The organism is Candidatus Nanopelagicales bacterium (assembly GCA_037045355.1).
Lineage (GTDB): Bacteria > Actinomycetota > Actinomycetes > S36-B12.
Genome location: JBAOHO010000013.1, coordinates 285,698 through 309,053 on the forward strand (window position 1 = coordinate 285,698; position 23,356 = coordinate 309,053).

Sequence of the window (23,356 nt, forward strand, 5' to 3'; positions counted from 1 at the left end):
GGGTTGATCGGGGGCTGATCGGTATCGATCGACAAATGACCGGGCAACGGGGCGGCAACTGATCGGGGTTCCGGACAACAACTCTCGTCAGGACTATGGTCGAGAACGTGGCTCAGACCGCCGTGCCCTCGCAGTTGGACGACAGGGGCTTCATGGGGCAGCCCCGTGCGCTGTCGACCCTCTTTTTCACCGAGATGTGGGAGCGCTTCTCCTACTACGGCATGCGCGCGCTGCTGGTGCTGTACCTCACCGCTCCGCTGGTGTCGGACACCGGCTACGGCCCCGGGCTTGAGATCGACAAGGGCGACGCGATCGCCATCTACGGCGCGTACTCGGGACTCGTCTATCTGACTCCGATAGCCGGCGGCTGGATCGCGGACCGGATCGTGGGTGCACGCCGCACCGTGTTGTACGGCGGCATCGTGATCGCCTTGGGCCACTACTGCATGGCGGTGCCGCTCGAGCCCACCTTCTGGGTGGGACTGCTCCTGATCGCTCTCGGTACCGGATTGCTGAAACCCAATATCTCCGCCATGGTGGGCGACCTCTACAGCGAGACCGACACGCGCCGCGACGCCGGCTTCTCGCTGTTCTACATGGGCATCAACATCGGCAGTTTCGCGGCTCCCTTGGTCACCAGTTGGGCGGCTCAACAACGCGGGTTCCACTGGGGCTTCGCGATCGCCGGAATCGGCATGACTCTCGCAGTGATTCAGTATGTCCTCGGGTGGAAGCGACTCCATGGTGTCGGCGTCAAGGCTCCCGACCCGGCGAACGCAGCGGACCGAAACCGTTTCCTCATGATCCTGGTGGGGGCGCTGGTCTTCATCGGTGCCTTGGCCCTGGCGATGAGTCGGTTCACCGAGGGGTCCATTTTCGACGATGTGGCCACGGCCATCACGATCTTCATCCTCATCGTGCCCTTCGTCTACTTCACACAGTTGTTCCGGCGCAAGGACTACACCGAACGGGAGCGGGCGCACGTGCGCGCATTCGTGTGGATCTTCGTGGCGGCTGCCGCGTTCTGGATGGTGTTCGAGCAGTCGGGTTCCACCTTGACTCTGTTCGCCGAGGACGTCACCGATCTGACGTTCGGAACCTGGGAGATGCCGGTCGGCTGGCTTCAGTCGGCAAACCCGCTGTTCATCATCATCTTCGCCCCGATCTTCGCCGCGCTGTGGACCAAGTTGGCCGACCGGGCACCCAGAACGTCGATCAAGTTCGCCATCGCTTTGGTGGGTGTCGGGATCTCGGTTCTGATGCTGGTGATCCCCATGTCGGCGTTCCAGAACTCCGGTGCCCAGGCTGCGCTGTACTGGATCCTGGGCACGTACCTGCTCCAGACCTGGGCGGAGTTGCTGTTGTCACCCACGGGCTTGTCGGCTACCAGCAAACTCGCCCCAGAGGGTGCCAGCGGGCAGATGCTGGCTCTGTGGTTCGTGGCCACCTCCGTGGGCACCAGCATCGGTGGTCAGATCGGCAAGTTCACCGCCGACAACCCGGTCAATACTTTCCTGCTCAGTGCGGCAATCCCCATGGCGATTGCGGTTGTGCTCTTCATCTTCCACAGAGTTGTCAATCGAAGTATGGATCCGGTCCACTGATCGAGGTCAGTTCCCCAGCAAAGCGGCAACGGCGCCGGTCAGCAGCGGAGCAACCAGCAACGCCGGGAGCAGGTCGCCCACGGGAGTGGCGCGAACGTTCATCAGTCGCAGCCCGATGCCCAGCAGAAGCACTCCACCCGTGGCCGTGATGGAGGCAATGAGGGCATCAGGCAGGAACGATCCGAGCGCGACTCCGAGAACAGTGACGACGCCCTGGTAGACGGCCACCACCACCGCCGAAACAGCCACCCCCCAGCCCAGTGTTGCGGCGAACGCCAACGCCGCGAACATGTCGAGCGCGGACTTCAGTACCAGTTGATCGATCCCCAGCCCCAGCCCGTCACTGAGCGCGCCAAGGATTGCCAGGGGCCCGATGCAGAACAACAGCGAGGCCGTCACGAAACCCTCGATGAACCGTTCCCGGGATTCGGAGGTGTCACCGGTCGAGAGTTTCCTTTGTAGCCAGCCCCCCAGTGATTCGAGACGCTGCTCCACTCGAAGCAAGGATCCCGCCACCCCACCGATCAACAGCGCGGCCAGCACGATCATGAGAGTCCAACTGCTGCCGACCGCCGCTACGAACGAGTCGTCGGTGATCGCCACGATGTTGACCGCACCCACCACCAACGTGACGAGGCCGAGAGCGTCCGTGACGGTATCTCTGGTCCGTTGGGGCAGGCGATGACCGACTGCGACTCCGACCCCTGCTCCCACAACGATGGCGACGACGTTGATCAGCGTCCCGAGGCCCGGCATGTCTCGACTGTAGTGGCGCCGCTGAGGCCTCTCTGGCCCGCCCGTACCGGCCGCCGCACCCGGACGACTTGGGGATCTCGGGGCCGGGTGTCGGGTCTCCGGGGCCGGGTGTCGGGTCTCCGGGGCGGGTGTCGGAATGGTCTCGCTTTCGTCTCTCTCCGCCTGGGTGCCCTATGGTGGGGGAGCGGTCAACCCGTGACCGCCTTCCACGGACAGTTCGTCCGTGAGGTCCCGTCAGTGTTCTGAGTCAGATACTCATCACCTTCGCGGCCTTGACCGAATCGAAGGAATCTCTCATGTCTTCACGTTCTGGTGCGCCGTCGCGCGCCCGCAATTCCCGTCCGACCCGCCGTCGCGGTCGAACCAGCTCCGCCGTTGCGAGGCGCGCTCCCTCGCCCTTGGAGACCGCCTTGGACGAATCGTCGCGCAGCAACTTCAGCGCCGTGGGCTTCGCCGACCTCGGCGTCCCCGCCCCGATGGTCTCCAGGTTGGCCGGGCAGGGGATCACGCAGCCCACAGAGGTCCAGTGCCGCACGTTGCCGGATGCTCTGGCAGGCCGCGACCTCCTGGGTCGTGCCCAGACAGGTTCCGGCAAGACCCTGGCTTTCGGTCTCCCCATCGTCGCCGAGTTGGCTCGCGACGACCGCCGGGCCGCGCCGGGTCATCCGCAAGCCCTGGTCCTGGCTCCGACTCGGGAGCTAGCGCAGCAGGTGGCCGACTCCATCGAAGGGATCGCGCGCGCTTACCGAATGTCGGTGCTTCCGATCTACGGAGGTGCATCCATGGACCGACAACTGAAGGCACTGCGACGAGGCGCCGACATCGTCGTCGCGACGCCTGGCCGCCTCGAGGATCACATGAAGCGGGGCACCTGTTCGCTGTCCAAGGTGCGTGTCTTCACCATCGATGAGGCCGACCACATGGCGGACCTCGGATTCTTGCCCGCAGTCACGCGCATCCTTCGGGCCATCCCGCACTCGGCCCAACGTCTTCTGTTCTCGGCCACCCTGGACCGAGGCATCGAGCAGTTGGCGACCCAATACCTGCGCGACCCTGCAGTGCACGCAGCTGCGATCGACACGGATGCTGCCGGCACGATGGAACACCGCGCCTTCACCGTGGCCAAGGAAGACAAGATCGACGTCGCCGCCACAGTTGCCCGGCGCCACGGCCGCACCCTGTTCTTCGTCCGCACCAAGCACGGCGCCGATCGCCTCGCCAAGCAACTGCACCAACGTGGCATCGAGTCGGGGTCGATCCACGGCAACCGCAGCCAGTCCCAGCGCCGGCGTGCCCTCGATGACTTCGCCAGCGGGCGTCGACCGGTCTTGGTGGCGACTGACGTTGCCGCTCGCGGCATCCATGTCGACGGAGTCGATCTGGTTGTCCACTTCGACCCACCAGGCGATCACAAGGACTATCTGCATCGCAGTGGCCGCACGGCCAGAGCTGGACGGGACGGACTCGTGTTGTCGCTCGTGCTGCCCCACGAACAGGCAGACCACGCTCGGATGCACCGCCAGACGATGTCGGACCACGAAGTGGTGCCGGTCGACCCCACCCATCCTCATGTGAGAGAACTCGCCACGGGCGGGACACCTGTGAAGTCGAAAAGTGCTCTCGTGCCTGACGGTCCAGCCCTTGAAGCCCACGCCCAAGGAGCCCGGGCCCAAGAAGCCCGGGCCTATGAGGCGAAGGCCCCAGTGGCTGGTGGCGGTGCCCGTCGCCCCAGAAGAGGTGGCCGCACCAGGGGGCGGAACCCATCGAACGCTCGTCCGAGCAGCACATCGTCGAGACCGGCACGGCACGGCAATAGCTCTCCCCGCCCGGCTCCTCGCTCCTGACACCGCGGCACCAGTGCCCCAGAAGGCGCGACGAGGTGCTCGCGGCGACACTACGATGAGGGCGGCCAGCCCACCCGACGAGGGAGCCGGTGAACTGCGCATGACCGACCTGTCCTATGGGGAGGAGTCCTCCCATCGTGAGGCGTCCTCCCCCGTCGACGCGTCCTCGCATCTCGACCCCTCGTGGTATCGCGCCGCTGCTGTTCGTGGCGGGGCCGTCCATCAGCGCGGGGGACACTCACCCACGTTCCAGGTAGCAGAGGCCACGTGTGTGGGGTGCCAGTCGTGATCGGCGCGCGCACCATTGCACTGGTCGCGACTGCGGTGCTCATCGCTGGATGCTCGTCAGGAGTCCCCGCGGCCCAGCGGGAATCCGGGCAGACAGTAGCCACTCTGGATCCTGCGGCATTGCGACTGGATGTCCAGCGCACCGACATCGGGACCGGCACCATGGCTTGGGCCGAAGTCGGCAGCGGTGAGCCCCTGATCCTGCTCAACGGCACGGCATCCCCAATGGCGGAATGGGACCCGGCGTTCCTGGCGGCACTCGCGGCCCGACACCGCGTGCTCGTGCTGGACTATCCCGGCCTGGGCGGATCCACGAGATTGCCCGGACGTTTGACCTTCGACAAGCTGGCGGACGCGATGGTGCGGTGGATGGCGGCCATCGACCTCGACCGGGCGACAGTCTTGGGGTGGTCCATGGGGACATTCGTCGCGCAGCGCATGGCGGTGCGATATCCCGAAGCAGTTGCTCGCCTGATCCTCGTGGGCGGGAACCCCGGCGGTGATCGCACAGTACTGGGACCTCCGTGGGTGCAGCGAGCCGACAGCGACCCCAACTACACGATCGAGACCTATCTGCGCACCAACTACCCGCACACCCGCTGCGCTCAGCGCGCCGGCAAGGCGTTCCTCGCCCGCCAGGAGGCCGCGGTCGAGTCGGGCCGCTACCCCCCGGACCGGGTCCCGACCCGCACCTATGACGCGATGGTGGCAGCGGAGGACCCGTGGTTGCGGTCGAACCGGAACCTGCGGCAACTGTCGCAACTCGATGTTCCGTCGCTCGTGATGGTCGGTGCGGGGGACGTCATCACGCCGCCGGCCAATAGCCGTGTCCTTGCAGGGGCACTCGAAGGGTCGGTCGACCGTGACATCACCGGCGCCGGCCACTCCGTCCTGTTCCAAGAACCGGAACTCAGCGCATCACTGATCGGTGGATTCATGGTCGGCGGGTTGGACCCCGGCCGCACCCGCGTCTCAGGGAAGTGCGGCTGATCGTTCAGGCGAGTCGACGCGAGCGGCGCCTGCGTACGACCACGACAGTCACGACGACGGCAGCTGTCACCGCGAGTCCGATTCCGATCGCGGGGGCGAACCGGCGCGCCGCCGCGTCGGCCTTCTCAGCGGCGAGCAGCAGATTGTCGGTGCCCGCGAGGAGCGAGTCCGCCTTGTCGAGCCCGGCGCGGGCGCTGGCCAGATCGGCCCTCAGTTGTTCGACCTCTTCGCGGCCGATCTGCAGTTCCTGCGTCAACTTCATGTGCGTCCTCCGGTCACAGATCTGCTGCGGCGAGTTCCGCCGCCACAAACCCATGATCGCGTACCGGCCGCAGAATCCGATCCTCGAGGAGCGGATCCGGCGCGTTGAGCCCAGCCGCCAAGCGGCCCGAGCGGACCTCGACGATCCCCGCGATCGCCAATGCCAGCGACGGGTCGATGTAGCGCAGTCGTGTGGGTTCGGGAAGAGCGAAGTTCAAAGGCTTCTTCGCGTTCAGAACGCGGCCTTCGGCAACCCTCTCACCAAACTCATCGGCAACGCCCATGTTGGCGAGCAAGGCATCGCCTTCGTTCAGCTCGGTGGCGTACTCGGACATCACCCCCGGTACACCGGTGGCAGTGACCACGCACCATGCGGCGGCGAGACTTGCTCGGACTGCCGAGCGATCCTCCCGGTCGATCCAGCCGAACGTGGAGTCACTGCCTGACACGCTGTCGACGATGGTCGCGATGGCGCCGCTCTGGTGCACGCGGTGGGCGATCCCGCGACCCACCTTGCCGCCTCCGATGATCACGATGCTGCGATCACGCAGGTCCGCGAAGCCGGCCGCGGCCATGGCGCGCACGAATCCGTCACCGGTGCCCAGGGAGTTCTCGATCAGCTTGATCCGACCGGCATCGACCAGGAACACGGGTTGGGGACATCGCCGGTACGGCTCGACACCGGACTGGGTGAGTTCCACGTAGCCGTAGGTGCTCGAGACATCGGCGTGGATGCCCGCGCAGTCGAGAACGACGTCGAAGGGACGCCCCTGGGGATCGGGCTTGACGACAGGGACCCCGAGCTCGGGCAGCTCGGCGACGACTTCCGGGTCGTGGGGGACGCGCGGGTCCGGGCTCACGACCAAGTCCGCGCCGGCACTCTGCATGGCCCACATCTGGGGCAGAACGTTGGTCCACACCGGAAAGCCGCTCAGCACCCGCACGCCGGTCAGTGGTCGGTCGCGCTCACCTGCCTCGATGAGCGCCCACAGAGCCGGGAACTCTCGCGGGTCGTAGGACGCCAGCACCGCGCGGCCCAGGGGGCCGGGCCTCATTTGCTCAGGTCCCGCTCCACACTGACGACTTGCTGGAACGTCGGACGGTTCTGGAACGGGAACGCACCGGGACGACTGATCGCGCTGGTCACCCGCGGCCGGTTCTTGTCGAAGCAGGACGGCTGCGGATCACTCGTGCAGGCACCCACTGCATACATCTCCTGTGGCGTGACGGTGAGCGCCGTACGCAGTGAATCGCGCAGATCCTGGCGGCACGCGGAACGGTCGCCGTCGCCGCAGAACACCTTGGGCCACGTGCCGGTCACACTGCCCGAGTCGGTCAACTTGCGCAGGTCATTCGAGACAAAGCCCCACCAGCCATCGGAGAAGCCGGGGGCGGCTGGTCGCTCGCGCGGGACAGCGCCCAGACCGATCACGGATTGGATCGCCTCGTAGGCCTCGGTTCCCAACTCGGTCTCGAAGATGCTCTGGACAAGTCGGGGCCACCAGGCATCCATGATCTCGATCGCCCGGTTGTGTTCGTAGCTGCCGTCCTGGTCCAGGTCACGGCGATGTCCGCCCGCGTCGCGCCACTGACGCAGCTGTGTGATGGCGTCCTGCAGCGCCGGGTCACCGGGGGAGCCGATCCGCTCCAGCAACAGGGGGAGCAAGGCGATGGCCCGGATGTCCTCGGTGGCTGGTTCGGACATGGACTGCACCAGGTCGGCCTTGGTCATCTTGCCTTTGTCGAGGTCCGCGTTGATCCGGCGTGAGATCAACTGCGAGCGGTAGATCGGCCCGTAGCCCCACTGCTCATCGGCCGCGGACCACCCGGGTGCCGGCTTGTTGTTCCACGACACCAGGACATCTGGGTTGATCGCCTTCGGATGCCGATCGAACTCCAAGGGGGTGAACGCCCCGGTCTTGGGGTCGAATCCCTTCCAGTCGTACTGACCGGTCCCGAGAACCGGGAAGTCCGGCGAGGTGCCGTTGGCTCGCTTCGGATAGGCCCCGGACAGGAAGTAGGCCGTGTCATCGGTGTCGGTGTATGCCCAGTTGAAAGTGAACTGGACGCCGGAAGCGGCGCGCTGGAAGCTCTTCGCGTCCTTGACCTTGTTCGGGTTGTTGAGATCGGAGAACCCGACGACCGAGTCGACCTCGCGGCCGTAGGTGCTTCGCGCGAGAACGAATGCCACTCGTTTGGTCTTGCCGTTGACCTTCACTTTGCCGTAGGCATCCACGATGCCGTGCACCGTGCGCCAGGAGGTCAGTTCCGCAGACCCCGCCGGAGTCTTGTCGATGACATTCGGGGTCCAGGAGTTGCGCCGGACCAACTTCTCCATGGGGCGACATTCGCCCTTGTACTTGTAGTGGTGCTTGTCGCCACCGCACAGGACTTCGGCGAAGGTGTCGACGTTGTCGGACCCCGCGGAGGTGGCGCTCCAGGCGTAGTCCCGACCGTGGCCCATCTGGACGAACAGGTTGACCCCGGCGAACGCGACGCCGCGGGCGTCGATACCCGGTCCGTGCAGTTCTTGTTCGACGAGGATCTGGGGCAGCCAGTACCCCACCTGTGGACCCATGACCGCCAGTGGATTACCCGTGCGGGAGTTCTTCGCCGACACCAACTCCCAGTTGGACATGTGGGGACGGGCACCGTTGTCGCCGCTGTCGAAGAGTGTCGGTTCGGCTCCGAGGTCCTGCATCTGGGCCGAGACCTCGGTCGAGACGATCTCGGCGTCCTCGACTGAGCCGGCGATCGGCAGCGCCAATCCCTTCTTCGCGAAGGAGTCCTCGGTCATGTAGGGGAACCGCTTCTTGATGGTCGTGGGTGCCCCGGGATCGTTCTTGGTGCGGAACCCTTTCCAGAGTTTCCGGCCCTGATCTTTGCCGAACCGCTTCTCCAGCGCACGCAACACGAGTGAGGAGTCCAGCGACCCGCCGCCCCCGCGGCCGAAGATGCCCCCGACAAGCGATGTTGTCGCGACGACATCTGTGGCGTCCCAATCGCGGAGCTCCTGTCCGATGAGGCTGTACTCGACCGGCATCAGGTCGGGGTTCTGGCGGGCTTCGGCGATGTAGGCGTTGATGCCGGCGACGAAGCTGTCGAGTTCCTTCATCGCGGACTTACCGAGGTCCTTCTTGGCTTGCTTGAGCTGGTTGTTCAGGTCCGTCTGTGAGTACGGGGCGAAACGCCATTGCTCGATGTCGGAGTTCAGGTTGCCGCCGCCGAGAAACGATGACAGGTCAGCGCGTCCGGTGTGCCGCAGGACATCCATCAAGAACAGGCGATCGGCGGCCCCCGCGTATCCAGCGCCGAACATGGTGTCGCGCCGGGTGGAGCCGTAGATGCGGGGCACCGCGTACTCGCGGTCGCGAACGATCGTGACGCCGTCGCGCGGGGTGATGGTGCTCAGCCGGTCGTCCGGACGAACGCCGAAGGTGGCGTCCTTGAAGAAGTCCGGGATCTGGCTGTCGGTCAGGGTGGGGGAGGCGTAGAGGAGGTTCTCGTACAGCGACTGCTGGTTGGCCCAGTACGGGGGAAGGGTGCCGTCCGTCAGGTACTGCTGGAACTCGGCCGCGGTGTCGACTCCGTCCGAACCGGGAGGCAGGACATTACGGAATCCGCCGGCGTCGTTTCGGCCGTAGCCCTCGGGGTCCGCTGCCAGGGCGGTTCCGGGTAGGGCCACCAGGGCGGCCGTGACAAGGGCGATGAGTCGTCGGTGCACGGCGATCCTTTCGGTCAGCTGAGCCGCTGGTACCACTGCAGGGCAAAGGAGCCCCGGACTTGACGAACGAAGTCAGCGCTGTCGGCAGAGCCTTCGTAGATGTCATGGAAGTACACGGTGGCCGCCAGGATATCGGTCATGTCCTTGTACATCTCGATATCGAACGTCGTGAGTACGGTCTCCATCTCGAAGACCATGAATTCGACCTGCGTCCGTGCGTCCCACGGGTCGAGACCACGAGCCGATGCGAAAGCAATCAGGCTGTTGCCCCCGTTGTCCCAGCGTCCTCCCTGGGACCACTGCGCCAGCCCGCGACCCGGGCCTCCGGACTGGACGGCAGTGGGGTCGACGCCGGACTCCTGTTGCAGGTTCCCGAGGATGCCGGCGATCGACTCCTCCGAGAACCCGTCCGCCTTGAGCATCTTCCAGACCACGTCCGCCGCGGGGCCGGTCGAGATCGGGGGACCTCCCGCGAGCGAGTCGGCCAAGGCGACCTTGTAGACGTCCTGGGCCTCGTCGTAGTCATCGTCGAGACGAACCAGTGCGGCCTCACCGATCCTCACGTCCCGCCGGGCGGCGGTCATGAAGTCCTCCGCTTCGGCGACGGACCGGCGAGCAGCCACCAGATCGTCGTGGGCGGCTTCGTACTCGGTCTGGGCGGCGTCGTACCCGGCGCGGGCTTCGTCGGCCACTCCGGTGGCGTCCTGTGCGAGGCGGACGGTGCGTTGGGCGTCGACGATTCCGGCATCGCTGAGGTTGTCGTACGTCATGTCGCGGCGGGCCATCTCGTGCAGGGCGGCAGGGCCGTCGGCGGCGAAGGTGGCGAATAGTTCGAGGTCGGTGTCCGACAACGCGTTGATGTAGGCGTTGCGGGCCATGCGGCGTAGTGCGCTTTCCGCAGCGAGAGCCGATTCGCGAGCCTTCGTCTCGGCCGCGGTGGCCGTGTGCGCGTCATCGGCGGCCTCCTCCGCGCGCTTCTTCGTCGCCCGGTCCACGGCCAGCGCGGCAGTGACCGCATTCTGTGCGTCGGTGAGTTGCCGAGTGGCGTCGCCGACGCGGGCCTCGGCGGCTGCGATCTCGGCTTCAGCAGCGCGATGCTGGGCTCGGATGTCGGCCAGTTGCTGCGCTGCGATGGACATCGGAACAGGGTCGGGGTCACTGCCGGCTGCCTGCGGAACTCCGGAGCCCAGAGTCAGACTCACCACGACTGCCCCCGCGGCGGCGCAGCGTGACAGTAGGCCCATGTTCCCATCATCGGCACACTTGAGGGCCCGCGACAGCCGAGTTGCGAATACCGGGTGGCAATTCCCGGATCAACCGGACATCTGAGCGAATGTCGCAGTGAAGTGCCGCAGGACCGGGGGCTCTTCGACGATGCGGTAGCCCGGCAGGTCGTGGGCCCTTGCCGCCACCTGCTCGCAGACCTCGATGACGTAGTCGATGTGGCTTTGGGTGTAGGTCCGCCGCGGAATTGCGAGCCGCACCAGGTCCAGTGCGGCGGGTTGTTCGCTGCCGTCGGGCCGGCGACCGAACATGACGGTGCCGATCTCGCAGCCGCGGACACCGCCGGCCTCGTAGAGTGCCACCGCGAGTGCTTGTCCGGGGTATTGCAGCGGGTCCAGGTGCGGCAGGAGTTCGCGAGCGTCGAGGTAGACCGCGTGCCCCCCGATGGGTTGGACGACCGGGATGCCTCGTTGCGCCAGCGCGTCACCGAGGTAGGCGGTGGATCGGATCCGGTAGCGCAGATAGTCGTGGTCGACAGCTTCGCGCAGGCCGACGGCGAGCGCTTCGAGGTCGCGTCCTGCCAGACCGCCGTACGTCGGGAATCCCTCCGTGAGGATGAGTAGGGCGCGACACTGCTGGGCCAGGGCGTCGTCGTTGACGGCCAGCCATCCGCCGATATTCCCCATCGGGTCCTTCTTGGCGCTCATGGTCATCCCGTCGGCGAGTCCGGCGATCTCGCGGACGATGTCGGACACCTCCCGATCACTTTGGCCCGGTTCCCGCTCCCGGATGAACCACGCATTCTCGGCGAAGCGGCATGCATCGAGGAACAGCGGCTTTCCGTGCCGGTGCGCCACCTCGCTCGTTTCCCGGATGTTCGCCAGGCTGACGGGCTGTCCGCCGCCTGAGTTGTTCGTGATGGTCAGCATCACGCACGGCACCGAGTCGCCCTGTTCGGACAGCAGCGCATCCAGTGCACTGACATCCATGTTGCCCTTGAAGGGATGGCGGGAGGCTGGGTCACGGCCCTGGGGAATGACCAGATCGACCGCGGCGGCTCCCGTGTACTCGACGTTTGCCCGCGTGGTGTCGAAGTGGGTGTTGTTCGGGATGATCCGACCGGGACCACCGAGCACGCCGAACAGGATCTTCTCGGCGGCCCGACCTTGATGGGTGGGGATGACGTGCTCGAAGGGGAACAGTTCTCGCACCCCGTCGCGGAACAACTCGAATGACGGCGACCCCGCGTACGACTCGTCGCCGTGCTGGATCGCCGCCCATTGGTCCCGGCTCATCGCTCCCGTCCCAGAGTCGGTCAGCAGGTCGATGATGACGTCTCGCGCGGGCAGATTGAACAGGTTGTAGCCCGCGGCCCGGATGGCCTCGGCGCGCTGCTCGGGCGTGGTCAGATGCAGCGGTTCGACCGAATGGATGCGGAAGGGTTCGATGATGGTTCGGAACTCCATGTCCGGACCGTACTGGTTCAGTGCCGCAGTTGCCCCCGGACCTCGGCTGCGGCGCGCAGACCCGACAGGATCGCTCCCTCGATGTAGCCGACCCAGCGGTCCGCTGTCTCCGTGCCGGCCCAGTGAATGGCCCCGACGGGCGTGCGCAGTGCTGGGCCGAACTGGGTCCACGCGCCGGGTGGCAGATGTGCGCCGTAGCAGCCCCGCGTGTGCGGTTCCGCGTTCCAGTCCCTGTCGACGTAGTCGAGCATGTCTGCCGCCCGGGGGCCGAAGTACCGCTGCAGTTCCGCCGTCACCAGCTCCCGGCGCACCGACACGTCGAATCGTGAGGCGGTGACGGCCTCGCTGCCCTCGAAGAAGCCCACGATCATCCCCGGGTACCCGGTGGGCGGCGTGTTGTCGAACACCACCTTGACGGGGCCCTGGTCGCTGGCTGCCTCCCCGGACAATCCATCGGCGCGCCAGAACGGCTGTTCGTAGATGGCGTGGAACTTGATGACCGACCCATGCGGCATGCGCTGCAGGAGTTGGGCTCGGTCAGCTGGAAGGACGGGGTCGTAGGTGATGCTGCCGGCGGTGGCTGGGGCCACCGTGACGATCACCGCGCTCGCGTCGATCGTGCGGGAGTCTGTCTCGACGAGTACCCCATGGTCGCGACGCTGGATGCTGCGGGCGGGATCGGAGAGCAGGACGCGGTCGCCCAGCCCTGCGGCAAGCCCGTCTGCCAACTGCATCATCCCGCCCACGACGCGATCCTGCTGGGCGCCGCCCCCGCTTGAGATCAGGGTCTCCAGGTTGGTGCCGGCGCGCGCGTAGAACAGCGCATGCAGTAACGAGATATTGGCCGCTTCGGTGGCGAAGACCGCTTCGGCTGCGACTCGGAAGAAGTCCCGACCCGCAGCGGTGCGAGCCGTGCGCACGATCCAGGTCTCGAAGGTCTGGCCGTCGAGTTCACTCGCCCGCGGGGTTCGCCACGGGTGGGTCGGATCGACCCGGGCTGCCAGTCGGTCGAACCGCCACTGCGCCTGCCCAACATCCGCCAGGGCGACGGCCGGCAGGCGTGGGACCCGACCGGCGTAGCGGGCGGATCGACCGCGGAACAGTAGCAACTTGTCCCCGACCACGTTCGTGGGCATCGTCGTGAGTCCCAGGCGATCGAGCAGGGCGTATGCCAGGTCCTGACCGGGGCCCAGCCACTGCCCACCGTGGTCGACCCAGGCGTCCGGGTAGCCGGAGAGCGGCTCGGTCTGCACGCGGCCACCCACACGATCTCGGGCTTCCACCACCAAGCACTCGATCCCCTCTGCCCGCAGCGCGTCAGCCGCGGTCAGACCCGAGATTCCCGCGCCGACCACCACCACCCCGGTGTCGAGATGTCGTGTCATGACGGGGGTCGCTCGGGCTGCTCCTGGGCGGCGACGGTGTCGCGCAACTCCTTGCGCTTGTGCACGAACCGGGACCGCAGACCGACGACCATGAACGGCAAGTAGGCGCCGATGAAGATCATGACCAGACCGAAGATGGTCCAGAAGTTGGTGAAGTCGGTGCCCGGTTCGTAGCGGTCGATCGCCACATTGAGCATCGACAACCACCATCCGCCGATGATGAGCACCGCACCGGCGAGGAAACCTCCGGCGCCGTACAGGAATGAGCCGAACTTCTCCATGGACTCACAGTAGGGGACTCAGACTAGGCGGAAAGGTGTCTGCAACCTCGCGGCATCGAACACCTACGCTGTCAGTCATGGCTCCCATCAAGGCCCCCGGCGAGGCCCTCCTGAAGGCCCTGGTCAAGGTCCCCGGCAAGGCTTCGGACGACTCCCGTCGATGACGCGTCCAACACAGGAAGCACCGCGACCGCTGTCCGATCTGGTGCACCCGGGTTGGCTGCCCATCCTCGATCCGGTCGCCGAACGCATCGCCGCCATGGGCGACTTCCTGCGGGCCGAACTGGCCGCGGGACGCGGCTACCTGCCGGCGGGAGCCAATGTTCTGCGCGCATTCACCCGGGACCCGGCGGAGGTCTCGGTCCTGCTGATCGGTCAGGACCCGTACCCGACTCCGGGACACGCGGTCGGGTTGTCGTTCTCGGTCGCCGCCGAGGTACGCCCACTGCCGCGCAGTCTGGTCAACATCTTCCGCGAGTACTGCTCTGATCTCGACGTCCCCTCTCCTACCACCGGGGATCTGAGCCCGTGGTTCGAGCGAGGGGTGCTGTTGCTCAACAGGGTGCTGACCGTTCGGCCGGGAGCACCTGGGTCACACCGTGGCAAGGGATGGGAGGACGTCACGGCGGCGGCCATCAGCGGCCTGGCTGCCCGGGACACGCCACTCGTTGCGATCCTCTGGGGGCGTGATGCGCAAAGCGCCCAACGTTTCCTCGGTGAGGTTCCGGTCATCGCCTCCGCGCACCCGAGCCCCTTGTCCGCCGATCGTGGCTTCTTCGGGTCTCGTCCGTTCAGTCGGGCCAACGATCTACTGGTGACTGCAGGCGGCTCGGCTGTCGACTGGCGTCTGCCATGACCCGTAGTTTCCTCGGAACACCGGCAACCGCTCCCGGTCCGCTGGGGCCCCAGATGCTGCGGTCCACCATGATGATCCGACGGGACCCGCTGGCGTTCCTTGCGCAGATGCGTGACGACTACGGCGATGTGGTGCAGTTCCCCATCCCGCGTCCGGCGACGTACCTGGTGGCGTCTGCGTCTGCGACCCAGCAGGTGCTCGTGGGGCGCCCTGGCGGATACGACAAGGACACCATCCAGTACCGCTCGTTATCGCTCGTCACGGGCGATGGGCTGCTCACCGCGACCAATGACCACTGGCGCGGCCAGCGGCCCGTGGTGCAGCCCGCGTTCCATCATTCCTTCCTCCCGGCGGTCGGCGAGGTCGTCGCGCAGGAGACCGGATGGCTCATCGACCGTTGGGGGGACTACCGGCCGGCGCTGTCGTCGATGTCGAGCTGGCCATGATGGATCTGGCGCTTCGGGTCGTCGGCCGGTGCCTGTTCGCCGACGATCTCCGCGGCTCGACTGCGGCGTTGGCTCACGCGACGCTGGAGGCGCTCGACGTCGTGATCAAGCGCTCCCGGGTGCCGATCGCCATCCCGGCTGCGTGGCCGACTCCGGCCAACCGACGGCTGGACCGCAGCATGCGGGCTCTCGAATCGGCCGTCGAACGCCTGATGACGCAACGGAACCCCGAGCCAGGGAGCACGCTGCTCCTCGACTTGATCCTCAGTCAACCGGACTGGAGCAGACGGCAGATGCGCGACCAGATCGTCACGTTCCTGGTTGCCGGCCACGAGACCGCCGCCAGCGCAATGACCTGGGCCCTGTGGCTCCTCGCCCGTGACCCCGACCGACAGGTTCCTCCGTCAGGAGTGTCAGCGGCGAACTACGCCCGCGCATGTGCCGAGGAGGCCCTGCGACTGTTCCCACCGGCATGGGTCATCAGTCGCAACGCCGTGTTGGCCGATGAGATCGAGGGGATCGAGATCCCGGCCGGGGCGCTGGTGATCACCAGCCCCTTCCTGCTGCACCGGGACAGTCGTTACTGGCCGGATCCGGATCGGTTCGACCCCGGTCGGTTCGCCGACCGACTGGCAGCAGCCCAGCGGGCGGCCTACCTGCCCTTCGGCGCGGGGCCGAGACTATGCATCGGACGCGACTTCGCCCGCTGGGAAATGACCCAGGTCATCGAGCAGTTGCTGGCTGCGTTCGAGTGGTCCGTGGTGACGCCGCAGCCGCCGATGTTGCCGTCTGTCACCTTGCGTCCAGTCGGTGGACTGCAGCTGGCGATCAGTCGTCGGTGAACTCACCGTCCGACGTTGACGTACTCGACCAGAGCGTTGCGCTCCTCTTCGAGTTCGCCGAGTCGGCTCTTGACGACGTCGCCGATGCTCACGATCCCGATGATGTGTTCGTCGCTGTCCAGCACTGGGACGTGGCGTACCCGTGAGGTGGTCATGAGTCCCATGAGATCGGCGGTCGTGGCCGATGGGGGCGCGCAGGTGACGGTCGGCGTCATGATGCTGGAAACCGGCTGTTCGAGGATCGCAGCCCCACCCGTCGCGAGGTGGCGTACGACATCGCGTTCGGAGACGATGCCGACGACCGTCTGGCCGTCGTCGGACACCACCAGGGCGCCGATGTTGAACTGAGCGAGTTTCGCCAACAGTTCCGTGACGGTGGCGCTGGGTCGGACAGTCTCCACGGCATTGCCCTTTGACTGCAGGACATGTTCGAGTTTCATGGGTCCGGCCTTTCGTGGGTCGATGGGCGCAGGTTACTCAGTGGGGACGTCGGTGCGCAGCACCCGGAGGACTTCTTCATGCAAATGTCCGTTGGTCGTAACAGCGCAGCCCCCGGTGATGGCGTCGCCACCGTCGTAGGCGGTCATGCGGCCACCGCTCTCGGTCACGATCGGCACGAGTGCGGCCATGTCCCACGGAGCCAGAAACGGTTCCGCCGCGATGTCGACAGCCCCCTCGGCCACGAGGGCATGCGACAGGAAGTCGCCGTAGCCCCGGGTGCGCCAACACGTGTCGATCAGGGCCCGCAGACCCGGCCAGGAACCGCGCTCCCGCCAGCCCAGCTCGTCCGAATAGGAGAACGAGGCATCGCTCAACTGACTCACCGCGCTGCACGTCAGGGAGCGCACAGTGTCATCGACATCGCGGGTGTGCGCACCTGATCCGGCGGCGGCCCACCACCGTCGGCCGAGCGCCGGCGCCGAAGCGACACCGACAACAGGTTCGCCTGCCTCGACGAGCGCCAGCAGCGTGCACCAGACAGGCACTCCGCGCAGGTAGTTCTTGGTGCCGTCGATCGGGTCGATGATCCACTGCCGCGATGTGTCGCCGGCGGATCCGAACTCCTCGCCGAGGATGCTGTCATCCGGCCGGTGGGTGCTCAGCATGGTCCGAATGGTCTGCTCGGCGCGTTGGTCGGCTTCGGTCACCGGCGACATGTCCGGCTTGGTCTCCACGTGCAGGTCGCCAGCGAGATAGCGCGACATCGTCACCTCGTCGGCAGCGTCCGCGATCCGCAGCGCGAGTGTGAGGTCGTCGTCCCATCGGTTCACGATGTGGATCCGTTCTCGTGGGTGGGGGATCCGTGCTCGTGGGTGGGGGATCCGTGCTCGTGGGTGGGGGATCCGTGCTCGTGGGTGGGGGATCCGTGCTCGTGGGTGGGGGATCCGTGCTCGTGGGTGGGGGATCCGTGCTCGTGGGTGAGGGATCCGTGCTCGTGGGTGAGGGATCCGTATTCGGCGAGGAAGAGCGCCTGGGCGCGGATCGAGCGTTCGAGTTCGGTCAGGTCGACACTCTCGTTCGGGGCGTGGATCCGGGCCAGGGGGTCCTGGGCGCCGGTCCCGACGACTTCGAGGTCGGGGAACTCGTCGATCAGGTTGGCGAGGAACGGGACCGCACCGCCGACGCCCTGCTCGGTCGGTTCGGTGCCGTAGGCGGCTCGCATGGCGCGGGCATAGGCCTGGTAGGCGCGACCGCCCGTCGCGACGAGTGTCCCGGGCGCGGGGGCGTCGTGCTCGAACTGGATGGCCAGGCCCCACGGGGCGTGGCTGCGCAGATGCTGCTCGAGCGCTGCCATCGCGTCGTTGGGATCCACCCCGGCGGGAATCCGGACACTCACCTTCGCCCGGGCCATCGGGACCAGGGCGTTGGGGGCGGTGTCGACAGGGGGAGCGTCCAACCCGACCACGTTGACGGAGGGTCGGGAGAACAGCCGGGAGGCGATCGAACCGGAGCCGATGAGCGGGACGTCGGGCAGGACTCCGGCCACCGCCCGGTAGGCCTGCTCCGGATAGTCGGCGCCGGGCCAGTCACTGCCCGGAATACCGTCGATCGCGCAATCACCGTTGTCGTCCACGAGTGTGCTGAGCAGTGTGATGAGCGCCATGAGCGCGTCGGGCGCCGGGCCGCCGCACATGCCGCTATGCCGGGGCTCGGCGAGAGTTCGCACGGTGACCACGCCGTCGACGATGCCGCGCAGGGCGGTCGTGAACGTGGGGAGTCCCAACTCGACAGGTCCCATGTCGTTGATCACGGCGGCGTCGATACCCGCGAACTGGTCGGGGTGCGTGCGTGGCCATTCCTCGAAAGCGCCCCCGAACTCCTCGGCCCCTTCGAGCAGGATCCGCAGTGTCACCGGTGGGGTCGCGCCGAATGCCCGCACGCAGGCGATGTGCGTCACGACACCGGACTTGTCGTCAGCGGCGCCGCGCCCGTAGAGGCGGCCGGCCCGCTCGGTGGGATCGAACGGTGGGGAGTCCCACTTGGTGTCGTCCCCCCCGGGTTGAACGTCGTAGTGGGAGTAGAGCAGAACGGTGGGGGCTCCGGGGGGGCCGGGCAGGTCGGCGCGAACCGTGGGAGCGTCCTCGGGGCCGCCGATCACTTCGACATCGGCCCCAGCTGCGCGCAGGAGTTCCGCGCACGCGTCGGCGCACTCGCGGACCGGGGCGGGATCGTAGCCCGGGCCGTTGATCGAGGGGATGCGCACGAGTCGTTCCAGGTCCGCTCGAACCTGGGGCATCAGCGAAGAGATGCGGTCGAACAACTCATGGGAATCTGTGCTGGAAGAGTTTGAGGCCATGGTCGCCACGCTAATGAGCGGTCCGTCGGGTCGCCAGTGAGCCGGCCGGTCAAGTTGCCAGGGAGCGCAGCATCCGCCGCACCGAGTCGAGTCGGGCGACGCCGTCCGGGCCCGCGTTGCCCCCTGCCACCCAGGCATCGAGACCGCAGTGCGGCGGTTCGTGGTCGCAGCCGCGCGGGCAGTCGATCTCGCCGGCGGCGAGTTCGCCGAACGCTGCGACCACGTCCTCCGGATCCACATGGCCCAGCCCGAAGCTGCGCAGACCCGGGGTGTCGATGATCCAACCGCCACCCGGCAGCCGCAGTCCCACCGCGGACGTCGACGTATGTCGTCCGCGACCGGTGACCGCGTTGACCGATCCGATGTCCCGGTCGGCGTCGGGGACCAGACGGTTCACGAGGGTGGACTTGCCGACCCCCGATTGTCCGATGAGCACCGTGACGTGTCCGGCGAGCCGCTGCGCCAACTCGTCAGCAGGCTGTGCGCGGGTTGTCGCGATTGCCGCGAGGCCGAGTGGAGCATAGGCATCGGCCAGAGCGGAGGCCGGACTCAGGTCTGTTTTCGTGACGATCAGCAGCGGGGTGAGCCCGGCCGTGTAGGCGGCCACCAGGCAGCGGTCGATGAAGCCTTCGCGCGGCTCCGGCTCGGCGGCGGCGACGACGATTCCCAGGGTGTCCGCGTTGGCCACGACGACACGTTCGACCGGGTCAGTGTCGTCAGGTGTGCGCCGCAGGGCGGTGCGTCGGGGTTCCAGCCGAACGATGCGGGCGAGGGTCCCCGGTTCCCCTGTCAGGTCGCCCACGAGTGCCACGCGGTCACCCACCACGACCGACCTCCGGCCGAGTTCACGTGCGCGCACCGCCGTGACCACTGCCGATCCGGCTCCCAGGTCGACGGTGAGTCGACCCCGATCGACTGCGACGACGAGTCCGACCGTGGCGTCGTCATGAGCTGGTCGTTCCTTGGAACGGGGTCGGGAGCTGCGCCCAGGACGGACCCGGACGTCGTCTTCGCTGTACTCGTGAGACGCGTTGCGGGACCGGGACACTAGTTGCCGGGCTCCGGTTACGGCGTGTGCCCACGCAGTGGAGAATCCTGGGAACGTCTTGGCGGTGGTCGCAACGTCTTCGATCAGGACCCCCGGTACGCGAGCTCCGAGGATCGCGCCGCACGTGGCCATCCGGTGGTCGCTGTAGGTCGACCAGAGGCCCCCGTGCAGGCGCGCGGGACGGATGGTCAGTCCGTCGCTGTCGGCATGCACGTCGCCTCCGAGGGCGTTGAGTTGACCGGCGATCGCCCGGAGCCGATCGGTCTCGTGCCCCGCGATGTGACCGATCCCGGACAACCGTGACGGGGAGTCGGCGAGCGCGGCCACCGCGGCGATCGTGGGGACGAGTTCGCCCAGGTCGCGTAGGTCGGCGTCGACTCCGCTGATCGCTCCCGTCCCGGTGATCGACATACCGTCGGGACCGGAGTCGAAGCGAGCACCCATGTCGATGAACACCTCCCGCAACTGCCGGTCAGGTTGCAGGCTGTCGCTCGGCCAGTCGGGGACCTCGATGCGTCCATGGGTGATCAGGGCGAGTGCCGCGAACGGCGCGGCATTGGACAGATCGGGTTCGACGGTCCGATCGAGGGCGCGGATCGGACCCGCCGTCACCGACCAGTCTGCGTTCGTGCGGTCCGATGCGTGCGCGTCGGTGGCCACCCCGTGCTGATTGAGCATGCGCATCGTCATGGCGATGTGGGGCAGCGAGGGAATCGGCGCGCCCCGATGGCGCACAGTCACGCCCCGATCGAACCTCGCGCCGGACAGGAGCAGCGCGCTGACCACCTGGCTGGTGGTCGAGGCATCGACATCGACGACGCCACCGGGCACATGACCGATGCCGTGCACCGTGAAGGGAAGCCGGGTGGCATCGGCAGCGATGCGGATGCCCAGGCTCCGAAGCGCTGCCAGAAGCGCTGCCATCGGGCGCTCCCGGGCCCGGGGATCGCCGTCGAAGTGGACATCCGCACTCGTCAGGGCTGCCACGGGGGGGACGAAACGCATGACGGTCCCGGCCAGTCCACACTCCACCGACACCGCGCTCGTCGCAGTGCCGGGCGTTACGGTGACCGAGGTCTCGGGGGATCCCGCCACCTCGGCCCCGAGGGCTCGCAGCGCTGTGAGCATCAGGTCGAGATCGCGGGACCCGGCGGGAAGCCCCGCGACGGATGATGTCCCGTCGGACAGCGCCGCCAGCAGCAACGCCCGGTTGGCAACGGACTTCGAACCGGGCACCGTGACCCGCGCGTCCACCGGCCCGTTGGCCGTGGGAGCGGGCCAAGGATCTGTCACCACTTGCCTAACTCCGCGGAGACGTTGCCTAACTCCGCGGAGACGTTGCCTAACTCCGCGGAGACGTTGCCTAACTCCGCGGAGACGGTGCCAAGCTCCGGGGTGAGAGTGCCGGATTCCGGAGTGATGGCGGCGGGCTTGATCACGGCACCGAACAGCGTCATCCGCAGGCGTTCGTCCTCCACCACGGGGGTGAGCCTATCCGGGCCGAACCCCATCGCGAGGGTGCTCGCGAAGGCCGGAATCGGCTGGTGAGGTTAACCTTTGTTGAACCCCCGACCCCGGAGCGGCTTCCGGCCCGGTGATCGGGCAGGATAGAAGCACGGCGTTTGCGATCACGGATCGATGCCGCTACGGGTGCACGCCGCGCCTGCATGCATCGTGTGGAGACGGAGTAGAAATGACCATTCCCGGTTTGGAGAACCCGCCGACCAAGAACAAGAAGTTGCTCGAGTGGGTCGAAGAGGCCGCCGAACTCACGCAGCCGGACCGCGTCGTGTGGTGCGACGGCTCGCGATGCCGAGTGGAACCGACTGACCGCAGGAGATGGTCGAGTCGGGCACCTTCATCCGTCTCAACCCCGAGAAGCGCCCCAACTCGTTCCTCGCGCGTTCGCAACCCGTCCGACGTCGCCCGCGTCGAGGACCGCACCTTCATCTGCTCGCTGCGATGAAGAGGATGCCGGCCCGACCAACAACTGGATGGATCCCGCCGAGATGCGGGCGACCCTCAAGCGGCTGTTCGCCGGCTGCATGCGCGGGCGCACGATGTACGTGATCCCCTTCTCGATGGGTCCGCTTGGGGTCGCGCATCTCCCAGCTGGGCGTCGAGATCACGGACTCGCCCTACGTCGTGGTCAACATGCGGATCATGACTCGCATGGGCCAGGCCGGCCCTCGACGTGATCGGCGAGGACGGCGACTTCGTGCCGGCGCTGCACTCGTGTCGGCTACCCGCTGATCGATGCCGAGGGCAACCGCCGCGACGACGTCGCTTGGCCGTGCAACGACGACCAAGTACATCGTCCACTTCCCGGAGACCCGCGAGATCTGGTCTTACGGCTCCGGTTACGGCGGCAACGCCCTGCTGGGCAAGAAGTGCTTCGCGCTGCGTATCGCATCGGCCATGGCCCGCGACGAGGGCTGGATGGCCGAGCACATGCTCGATCCTCAAGCTCACCGCGCCCGGACGGCGACGTGAAGTACCTGACGGCGGCCTTCCCGTCGGCTTGCGGCAAGACCAACCTGGCCATGCTCGAGCCGACGTGTGCCGGGCTGGAAGGTCGAGACCGTCGGCGACGACATCGCCTGGATGCGGTACGGCGATGATGGTCGGCTGTACGCCATCAACCCCGAAGCCGGCTTCTTCGGCGTCGCGCCGGGCACGGGCATGCATACGAACGCCAACGCGATCCGCTCCCTGTGAGGGCAACTGCATCTTCACCAACGTCGCGCTGACCGACGACGGCGACGTGTGGTGGGAGGGCATGACGGAGGACGCACCGAGCGCACCTCATCGACTGGAAGGGCAACGACTGGACACCGGAGTCCGATGCCCCCTCCAGCCACCCGAACGCCCGGTTCACCGCGCCGGCCTGCGCAGTGCCCGTCCATCGCGCCCAACTGGGAGGATCCCGCCGGGTGTCCCGATCTCGGCGATCCTGTTCGGGGGCCGACGCGCTACCAACGTGCCGCTGGTCACCGAGGCGCTGCGACTGGGATCACGGCGTGTTCCTGGGTGCGACGATCGCCTCGGAGCAGACCGCGGCGGCGGAGGGCACAGTCGGCGGCCCTGCGTCGCGACCCCTTCGCCATGCTGCCGTTCTGCGGCTACAACATGGCCGACTACTGGGGTCACTGGCTGAAGATCGGCGAGATGACCGATGCCGACAAGCTGCCCAAGGTCTACCAGGTCAACTGGTTCCGCAAGGACGACGACGGCAAGTTCCTGTGGCCGGGCTTCGGCGACAACTCACGCGTGCTCGTCGTGGATCATCGAGCGGGTCGAGGGCGGCACCGAAGCCGAGCAGACGGCGATCGGTGGCCGACCGAAGGATGGCGACCTCTACCTCGAGGGTCTCGACCTCACCGATGAGCAGGTTGCCGAGCTGTTCGCGGTCGATCCGAAGTCCTGGCTGGCCGAAGCCGACCTCACCGAGGAGTACTTCGCGAAGTTCGGCGACAAGGTTCCGGCGAAGTTGCAGGAGGAACTCACCGCCCTGCGGGAGCGCCTCCGCGCCTCTGAGTGACCT

24 protein-coding genes and 1 pseudogene are annotated in these 23,356 nt (G+C 67.0%); 12 read left to right on the top strand and 13 right to left on the bottom strand.

Annotated elements, in window-relative coordinates; all coding sequences use genetic code 11:
* Positions 1 to 107: 107 nt before the first annotated feature.
* On the top strand, positions 108 to 1,604 hold the full coding sequence (locus V9E98_07920; protein MEI2716910.1) for a peptide MFS transporter: 1,497 nt from the start codon (positions 108 to 110) through the stop codon (positions 1,602 to 1,604).
* A gap of 6 nt (positions 1,605 to 1,610) precedes the next feature.
* On the opposite strand, the gene V9E98_07925 is transcribed toward V9E98_07920, so the two are convergent.
* Complete coding sequence (locus V9E98_07925; protein MEI2716911.1) at positions 1,611 to 2,360, bottom strand: DUF554 family protein; 750 nt, start codon at positions 2,358 to 2,360, stop codon at positions 1,611 to 1,613.
* Between the two features lie 410 nt (positions 2,361 to 2,770).
* Here V9E98_07925 and V9E98_07930 point away from each other — a divergent pair, with 410 nt between their 5' ends.
* Complete coding sequence (locus V9E98_07930; protein ID MEI2716912.1) at positions 2,771 to 4,204, top strand: DEAD/DEAH box helicase; 1,434 nt, start codon at positions 2,771 to 2,773, stop codon at positions 4,202 to 4,204.
* Between the two features lie 285 nt (positions 4,205 to 4,489).
* Positions 4,490 to 5,482, top strand: a complete 993-nt coding sequence (locus V9E98_07935) for an alpha/beta hydrolase (protein MEI2716913.1) — start codon at positions 4,490 to 4,492, stop codon at positions 5,480 to 5,482.
* A gap of 4 nt (positions 5,483 to 5,486) precedes the next feature.
* Here the strand turns inward: V9E98_07935 and V9E98_07940 are convergent, their stop codons facing one another.
* From V9E98_07940 to V9E98_07970, 7 genes are all read right to left on the bottom strand, one after another.
* The gene (locus tag V9E98_07940; GenBank protein MEI2716914.1) at positions 5,487 to 5,744 is read right to left on the bottom strand and encodes a hypothetical protein; all 258 of its coding nucleotides are present in this window, start codon (positions 5,742 to 5,744) and stop codon (positions 5,487 to 5,489) included.
* Between the two features lie 13 nt (positions 5,745 to 5,757).
* Positions 5,758 to 6,798 carry an NAD(P)-dependent oxidoreductase gene (locus tag V9E98_07945; protein MEI2716915.1) on the bottom strand — a complete coding sequence of 347 codons (1,041 nt, stop codon included), beginning with the start codon at positions 6,796 to 6,798 and terminating at the stop codon, positions 5,758 to 5,760.
* The gene (locus V9E98_07950; GenBank protein ID MEI2716916.1) at positions 6,795 to 9,467 is read right to left on the bottom strand and encodes a penicillin acylase family protein; all 2,673 of its coding nucleotides are present in this window, start codon (positions 9,465 to 9,467) and stop codon (positions 6,795 to 6,797) included. Before V9E98_07950 ends, V9E98_07945 begins: the two co-directional genes overlap by 4 nt.
* A 14-nt stretch (positions 9,468 to 9,481) precedes the next feature.
* Positions 9,482 to 10,711 carry a phage tail tip lysozyme gene (locus tag V9E98_07955; GenBank protein ID MEI2716917.1) on the bottom strand — a complete coding sequence of 410 codons (1,230 nt, stop codon included), beginning with the start codon at positions 10,709 to 10,711 and terminating at the stop codon, positions 9,482 to 9,484.
* 69 nt (positions 10,712 to 10,780) lie between these two features.
* Entirely contained in the window at positions 10,781 to 12,157 is a 1,377-nt protein-coding gene (locus V9E98_07960; protein ID MEI2716918.1) for a tryptophanase, read from the bottom strand.
* Positions 12,158 to 12,174: 17 nt separating this feature from the next.
* On the bottom strand, positions 12,175 to 13,542 hold the full coding sequence (locus tag V9E98_07965; GenBank protein MEI2716919.1) for a flavin monoamine oxidase family protein: 1,368 nt from the start codon (positions 13,540 to 13,542) through the stop codon (positions 12,175 to 12,177).
* Complete coding sequence (locus tag V9E98_07970) at positions 13,539 to 13,823, bottom strand: hypothetical protein (GenBank protein MEI2716920.1); 285 nt, start codon at positions 13,821 to 13,823, stop codon at positions 13,539 to 13,541. Before V9E98_07970 ends, V9E98_07965 begins: the two co-directional genes overlap by 4 nt.
* A 160-nt stretch (positions 13,824 to 13,983) precedes the next feature.
* Here V9E98_07970 and V9E98_07975 point away from each other — a divergent pair, with 160 nt between their 5' ends.
* The 3 genes from V9E98_07975 to V9E98_07985 are packed head-to-tail and all read left to right on the top strand — an operon-like array spanning position 13,984 to position 15,967.
* Entirely contained in the window at positions 13,984 to 14,679 is a 696-nt protein-coding gene (locus V9E98_07975; GenBank protein MEI2716921.1) for a uracil-DNA glycosylase, read from the top strand.
* Complete coding sequence (locus V9E98_07980) at positions 14,676 to 15,125, top strand: cytochrome P450 (protein MEI2716922.1); 450 nt, start codon at positions 14,676 to 14,678, stop codon at positions 15,123 to 15,125. The genes V9E98_07975 and V9E98_07980 overlap by 4 nt, the downstream gene beginning before the upstream one ends.
* Positions 15,062 to 15,967, top strand: a complete 906-nt coding sequence (locus V9E98_07985) for a cytochrome P450 (protein MEI2716923.1) — start codon at positions 15,062 to 15,064, stop codon at positions 15,965 to 15,967. The genes V9E98_07980 and V9E98_07985 overlap by 64 nt, the downstream gene beginning before the upstream one ends.
* A 2-nt stretch (positions 15,968 to 15,969) precedes the next feature.
* Here V9E98_07985 and V9E98_07990 read toward each other — a convergent pair whose 3' ends face one another.
* From V9E98_07990 to V9E98_08010, 5 genes are read right to left on the bottom strand one after another with little or no spacing between them, the layout of a single operon-like run.
* A complete protein-coding gene (locus tag V9E98_07990; GenBank protein ID MEI2716924.1) occupies positions 15,970 to 16,407 on the bottom strand; it encodes a CBS domain-containing protein in 438 nt (145 codons plus the stop codon).
* Positions 16,408 to 16,440: 33 nt separating this feature from the next.
* A complete protein-coding gene (hisN, locus tag V9E98_07995; GenBank protein ID MEI2716925.1) occupies positions 16,441 to 17,238 on the bottom strand; it encodes a histidinol-phosphatase in 798 nt (265 codons plus the stop codon).
* The gene (locus V9E98_08000) at positions 17,235 to 18,764 is read right to left on the bottom strand and encodes a M20/M25/M40 family metallo-hydrolase (GenBank protein ID MEI2716926.1); all 1,530 of its coding nucleotides are present in this window, start codon (positions 18,762 to 18,764) and stop codon (positions 17,235 to 17,237) included. The genes hisN and V9E98_08000 overlap by 4 nt, the downstream gene beginning before the upstream one ends.
* Positions 18,765 to 18,813: 49 nt before the next feature.
* Positions 18,814 to 21,105 carry a 3-phosphoshikimate 1-carboxyvinyltransferase gene (aroA, locus tag V9E98_08005; GenBank protein ID MEI2716927.1) on the bottom strand — a complete coding sequence of 764 codons (2,292 nt, stop codon included), beginning with the start codon at positions 21,103 to 21,105 and terminating at the stop codon, positions 18,814 to 18,816.
* The gene (locus V9E98_08010) at positions 21,102 to 21,293 is read right to left on the bottom strand and encodes a hypothetical protein (protein MEI2716928.1); all 192 of its coding nucleotides are present in this window, start codon (positions 21,291 to 21,293) and stop codon (positions 21,102 to 21,104) included. The genes aroA and V9E98_08010 overlap by 4 nt, the downstream gene beginning before the upstream one ends.
* Before the next feature lie 212 nt (positions 21,294 to 21,505).
* Between V9E98_08010 and V9E98_08015 the strand changes: the two genes are divergently transcribed.
* The 6 genes and pseudogenes from V9E98_08015 (at position 21,506) to V9E98_08040 (ending at position 23,353) form a co-directional block, all read left to right on the top strand.
* Positions 21,506 to 21,778, top strand: a complete 273-nt coding sequence (locus V9E98_08015) for a hypothetical protein (protein ID MEI2716929.1) — start codon at positions 21,506 to 21,508, stop codon at positions 21,776 to 21,778.
* Positions 21,779 to 21,821: 43 nt separating this feature from the next.
* Entirely contained in the window at positions 21,822 to 22,010 is a 189-nt protein-coding gene (locus tag V9E98_08020) for a hypothetical protein (protein ID MEI2716930.1), read from the top strand.
* Positions 21,958 to 22,305 (top strand): annotated as a pseudogene (locus V9E98_08025) (hypothetical protein). Before V9E98_08020 ends, V9E98_08025 begins: the two are co-directional and overlap by 53 nt.
* Positions 22,302 to 22,433, top strand: coding sequence for a phosphoenolpyruvate carboxykinase domain-containing protein (locus tag V9E98_08030; protein MEI2716931.1), 132 nt, complete (start codon positions 22,302 to 22,304; stop codon positions 22,431 to 22,433). Before V9E98_08025 ends, V9E98_08030 begins: the two are co-directional and overlap by 4 nt.
* Positions 22,372 to 22,530, top strand: a complete 159-nt coding sequence (locus tag V9E98_08035; protein ID MEI2716932.1) for a phosphoenolpyruvate carboxykinase domain-containing protein — start codon at positions 22,372 to 22,374, stop codon at positions 22,528 to 22,530. Before V9E98_08030 ends, V9E98_08035 begins: the two co-directional genes overlap by 62 nt.
* 457 nt (positions 22,531 to 22,987) lie before the next feature.
* Positions 22,988 to 23,353, top strand: a complete 366-nt coding sequence (locus V9E98_08040) for a phosphoenolpyruvate carboxykinase domain-containing protein (GenBank protein ID MEI2716933.1) — start codon at positions 22,988 to 22,990, stop codon at positions 23,351 to 23,353.
* Positions 23,354 to 23,356: the final 3 nt, after the last annotated feature.